Origin of the sequence: Corallococcus sp. AB032C, assembly GCF_003668935.1 — a bacterium.
In the GTDB taxonomy this organism is placed as follows: Bacteria; Myxococcota; Myxococcia; order Myxococcales; family Myxococcaceae; genus Corallococcus; species Corallococcus exiguus.
In genome coordinates this window covers 1-5,609 of record NZ_RAWP01000211.1, presented here as the reverse complement: position 1 = coordinate 5,609, position 5,609 = coordinate 1, and the positions used below count along the sequence as shown (strand labels likewise).

The following is a 5,609-nucleotide window of genomic DNA, read 5'->3' as shown; positions in this document are numbered from 1 at the left end:
GTGCCGACGAATCAGCGAGCCGAGACTCCTTAGCCGGGTCTCGGGGAACGCCGGTTCAAGCAAACCAAGAATACAATTGGAGAGTTTGATCCTGGCTCAGAACGAACGCTGGCGGCGTGCCTAACACATGCAAGTCGAGCGCGAATAGGGGCAACCCTTAGTAGAGCGGCGCACGGGTGCGTAACACGTGGATAATCTGCCTGGATGCCTGGGATAACCAGTCGAAAGATTGGCTAATACCGGATAAGCCCACGGTTTCTTCGGAGACTGAGGGAAAAGGTGGCCTCTGTATACAAGCTATCACAACCAGATGAGTCCGCGGCCCATCAGCTAGTTGGCGGGGTAATGGCCCACCAAGGCAACGACGGGTAGCTGGTCTGAGAGGACGATCAGCCACACTGGAACTGAGACACGGTCCAGACTCCTACGGGAGGCAGCAGTGGGGAATTTTGCGCAATGGGCGAAAGCCTGACGCAGCAACGCCGCGTGTGTGATGAAGGTCTTTGGATTGTAAAGCACTTTCGACCGGGACGAAACCGTAAAGCCTAATACGCTTTGCCTTGACGGTACCGGGAGAAGAAGCACCGGCTAACTCTGTGCCAGCAGCCGCGGTAATACAGAGGGTGCAAGCGTTGTTCGGAATTATTGGGCGTAAAGCGCGTGTAGGCGGCTTTGCAAGTCGGGTGTGAAAGCCCTCAGCTCAACTGAGGAAGTGCGCCCGAAACTGCAGAGCTTGAGTGCCGGAGAGGGTGGCGGAATTCCCCAAGTAGAGGTGAAATTCGTAGATATGGGGAGGAACACCGGTGGCGAAGGCGGCCACCTGGACGGTAACTGACGCTGAGACGCGAAAGCGTGGGTAGCAAACAGGATTAGATACCCTGGTAGTCCACGCCGTAAACGATGAGAACTAGGTGTCGTGGGAGTTGACCCCCGCGGTGCCGTAGCTAACGCATTAAGTTCTCCGCCTGGGAAGTACGGTCGCAAGACTAAAACTCAAAGGAATTGACGGGGGCCCGCACAAGCGGTGGAGCATGTGGTTTAATTCGACGCAACGCGCAGAACCTTACCTGGTCTTGACATCCTCGGAATCCTTCAGAGATGAGGGAGTGCCCGCAAGGGAACCGAGAGACAGGTGCTGCATGGCTGTCGTCAGCTCGTGTCGTGAGATGTTGGGTTAAGTCCCGCAACGAGCGCAACCCTCGCCTTTAGTTGCCACGCAAGTGGATCTCTAGAGGGACTGCCGGTGTTAAACCGGAGGAAGGTGGGGATGACGTCAAGTCCTCATGGCCTTTATGACCAGGGCTACACACGTGCTACAATGGCCGGTACAGAGCGCTGCAAACCCGCGAGGGGGAGCTAATCGCAGAAAACCGGTCTCAGTTCAGATTGGAGTCTGCAACTCGACTCCATGAAGGCGGAATCGCTAGTAATCGCAGATCAGCACGCTGCGGTGAATACGTTCCCGGGCCTTGTACACACCGCCCGTCACACCATGGGAGTCGATTGCTCCAGAAGTCATCTCACCAAGAGATGCCCAAGGAGTGCTCGGTAACTGGGGTGAAGTCGTAACAAGGTAGCCGTAGGGGAACCTGCGGCTGGATCACCTCCTTTCTAAGGAGACCGGGTGTTGGACTCAGCCTTCGGGCGAGTAGGCAACACCAGCAGCCTTCGGGCTGTCAGGTCATCTCTAGGTCAATGTTTCCGGTAAACAATCCATTATGAACTTCGGGCTTGCTGTTTGGTTTTGAAGGACTGAGCGAAACTGGCTCAGCTCTTTGAGAATGAAGGACGCTGTAGGGTTCGCCGACGCTTTAGCCCCTCTGGGCCTATAGCTCAGCTGGCTAGAGCGCGCGCCTGATAAGCGCGAGGTCGGTGGTTCAAGTCCACCTAGGCCCACCACTCTTCTCCCTCACTGGAGGGAAGCAAAAAGAGTGAATGGTGCTGACGCGAGAGTCGGGGCTGTAGCTCAGCTGGGAGAGCGCCAGCTTTGCAAGCTGGATGTCGTCGGTTCGAACCCGATCAGCTCCACAAGTTTCCTGGAAGTCGCAGGGACGTTCTTTGACAAGTGCATACGAAGGGTAAGTTGCAATTTCTGCTGAGTGAAGTTCTCAACAGAAGTGCCGACTTCGAAATGAGTCTCACCAGGCGCCGCGAGGCAGCCGGGTGGGGCAAAAGCGAAGTCTCCCACACAAGAAGAAGAAGCAATGAGAACAGCAATAAAGAATGTCTTCCGGGCCTGCTAGCGAAGAGCAGAGGTCTGGGCCTTGGTCTCCGAGTTTCGAAAATCCGCCGGGAGGCGGGCATTAGACAAGAGATTAGGGCAAGTAAGCTACTAAGGGCGTGCGGTGGATGCCTAGGTGCCAAGAGGCGATGAAGGACGTGGGTGGCTGCGAAAAGCTTCGGGGAGTTGCCAACCAAACGTTGATCCGGAGATGTCCGAATGGGGAAACCCAGCGCGGCGAATAGCTGCGTTACTGCAAACTGAATTCATAGGTTTGCAGAGCAAACCAGGGGAAGTGAAACATCTCAGTACCCTGAGGAAGAGAAAACAATGAGTGATTCCCAAAGTAGTGGCGAGCGAAATGGGAAGAGGCCAAACCAACGTCATGCAAATGGCGGTGGGGTAGCGGGTCCGCGGTAGGACTCTGGAGGGCTAGTGGAAGCGTCCTGGAAAGACGCACCAAAGAGCGTGATAGTCGCGTACACGAAAGCCAACTAGAGCTGAGCGGGTTACCCAAGTAAGACGGGACACGTGCAATCCTGTCTGAATCTGCCGGGACCATCCGGTAAGCCTAAATACTCCTTGGCGACCGATAGTGAACAAGTACCGCGAGGGAAAGGTGAAAAGAACCCCGGTGAGGGGAGTCAAAAGAACCTGAAACCGCATGTCTACAAGCAGTTCGAGCACTACGGCGCAAGCCAGTGCGAGAGCGTACCTTTTGCATCATGATTCGGCGACTTAATATACGTAGCGAGGCTAAGCCGATAGGTGGAGCCGGAGCGAAAGCGAGTCCGAATAGGGCGCTAAGTTGCGTGTATTATAACCCGAAGCGGGGTGATCTACACATGGCCAGGTTGAAGTGCGGGTAACACCGCATGGAGGACCGAACTCATGAAAGTTGAAAATTTCTGGGATGAGCTGTGTGTAGGGGTGAAAGGCCAATCAAACTCCGTGATAGCTGGTTCTCCCCGAAAGATATTTAGGTATCGGCTCGGGCAATTCAATGCCGGAGGTAGAGCACTGAAACGGCTAGGGGTCTCACCAGATTACCAAACCGTATCAAACTCCGAATGCCGGCAATTGTTATCCCGGGACGCAGTCAGTGGGTGATAACGTCCATTGGCAAGAGGGGAATAACCCAGACCGACAGCTAAGGCCCCCAAATCTAGTCTAAGTGAACACTAGAAAGGATGTGGCAGGTCATTGACAACCAGGAGGTTGGCTTAGAAGCAGCCATCCTTTAAAGAAAGCGTAATAGCTCACTGGTCAAGACAGGCCGCGCCGAAAATGTAACGGGGCTCAAGACTAGTGCCGAAGCTTCGGGTCATGCGCGTCAGGCGCGTATGGCGGTAGGGGAGCGTCCCAGTTGCAGCGAAGGTGGACTGAAAAGGCCGCTGGAGCGACTGGGAGTGCTGATGCCGAAATGAGTAGCGATAAAGGGGGTGAGAAACCCCCTCGCCGTAAACCCAAGGTTTCCTGGGTCAAGTTAATCTTCCCAGGGTTAGCCGGGTCCTAAGCCGAGGCCGAAAGGCGTAGGTGATGGCAAGCAGGTTAATATTCCTGCGCCATCTTGCAGACGTTGAACTGAGGGAGGACGGAGAAAGCTAGGCGAGCTGACCGGTGGTTGTGTCAGTCTAAAGGCGTAGGGGTGTCGCGTACGAATAAAGGCGCGGCAGTCATCCCCGAGACCCCATGGCGCCCCGTAAGGGGTAAGTCGCTGATGCTCTGCTTCCAAGAAAAGTCCCGCAGGGAGTCTGCAGGGTGTCCGTACCGCAAACCGACACAGGTGGGTGAGGAGAAAATCCTAAGGCGCTTGAGAGAACTCTCCTCCAAGGAACTAGGCAAATTTCCACCGTAACTTCGGAAGAAGGTGGGCCTCTGGTAGGTGTAGGCGTACAGCCGAAGCCGAGAGAGGTTGCAGAGAAATGGCGGTAGCGACTGTTTACCAAAAACACAGGACTCTGCGAAGGCGACAAGCCGACGTATAGGGTCTGACTCCTGCCCGGTGCTGGAAGGTTAAGGGGATTCGTCAGCCGCAAGGCGAAGCGATGATCCGAAGCCCCAGTAAACGGCGGCCGTAACTATAACGGTCCTAAGGTAGCGAAATTCCTTGTCGGGTAAGTTCCGACCTGCACGAATGGAGTAACGACTTCCGCACTGTCTCGGAGAGGGACTCAGCGAAATTGAAATAGCTGTGCCGATGCAGTTTACCCGCAGCAAGACGGAAAGACCCCGTGAACCTTTACTACAACTTGACAGTGACACTAGGGATTGGCTGTGTAGGATAGGTGGGAGCCTTTGAAGCCGGGCCGCTAGGTTCGGTGGAGGCAACGGTGAAATACCACCCTGCTGATTTCTGGTGTCTAACCATGTCTCGTAAGCCGGGACTGGGACACTGTCTGGTGGGTAGTTTGACTGGGGCGGTCGCCTCCCAAAAAGTAACGGAGGCGCGCGATGGTTCCCTCAGCCCGATTGGAAACCGGGCGTCGAGTGCAATGGCATAAGGGAGCTTGACTGCGAGACCGACAGGTCGAGCAGGTGCGAAAGCAGGTCATAGTGATCCGGTGGTCCTGAATGGAAGGGCCATCGCTCAACGGATAAAAGGTACTCCGGGGATAACAGGCTTATCTCCCCCAAGAGTTCACATCGACGGGGAGGTTTGGCACCTCGATGTCGGCTCATCGCATCCTGGGGCTGGAGCAGGTCCCAAGGGTTTGGCTGTTCGCCAATTAAAGCGGTACGCGAGCTGGGTTCAAAACGTCGTGAGACAGTTTGGTCCCTATCTGCTGTGGGCGTAGGATACTTGAGAGGCTCTGACCTTAGTACGAGAGGACCGGGTTGGAGGCACCGCTGGTGTACCAGTTGTCTCGCCAGAGGCATCGCTGGGTAGCCATGTGCCGATTGGATAACCGCTGAAAGCATCTAAGCGGGAAACCGACCTCAAGACCAGGTATCCCGGGCGCAAGCCCCTGAAGACTCGTGGAAGACTACCACGTTGATAGGCTGGGTGTGTAAGCGCGGTAACGCGTTAAGCTAACCAGTACTAATAAGTCGAGAGGCTTACTTCCCCCATTCTCTTGCATGCCCCCTACAGGGGAGTAAGGGACTCGGGGCCAAGGCCGAGGCCAGGACGCCACTAGCGCGTCCGCCCGGAAGGCAGCTGTTTCAATTGCTTCTTCGACTTCTGTCGCAAGAGGCTTCACTCAAGCAGAAGCTTGCAACTTACCCTTCGTATGCACCGTCATTCGCTTTTCCGGTGGCAATGTCGGAGGGGTCACACCCGTTCCCATCCCGAACACGGAAGTTAAGCCCTCCAGAGCCGATGGTACTCCGCGGGAAACCGCGTGGGAGAGTAGGTCGCTGCCGGATTCTTTTTGAAAGCCCCTGG

2 tRNA genes and 3 rRNA genes are annotated in these 5,609 nt (G+C 55.6%); all 5 read left to right on the top strand.

Annotated features, from left to right (window positions below):
• Nucleotides 1–73 precede the first annotated feature (73 nt).
• Nucleotides 74–1,611, top strand: a 16S ribosomal RNA gene (locus D7X99_RS41320).
• A 211-nt stretch (nucleotides 1,612–1,822) separates the two neighbouring features.
• Nucleotides 1,823–1,899: transfer RNA gene (locus tag D7X99_RS41315), tRNA-Ile, on the top strand.
• Between the two features lie 56 nt (nucleotides 1,900–1,955).
• Nucleotides 1,956–2,028, top strand: a tRNA-Ala gene (locus tag D7X99_RS41310).
• Between the two features lie 294 nt (nucleotides 2,029–2,322).
• Nucleotides 2,323–5,289, top strand: a 23S ribosomal RNA gene (locus D7X99_RS41305).
• A gap of 184 nt (nucleotides 5,290–5,473) precedes the next feature.
• Nucleotides 5,474–5,590 (top strand): 5S ribosomal RNA (gene rrf / locus D7X99_RS41300).
• The 16S, 23S and 5S rRNA genes sit together here with 2 tRNA genes alongside, the layout of an rRNA operon.
• Nucleotides 5,591–5,609: the final 19 nt, after the last annotated feature.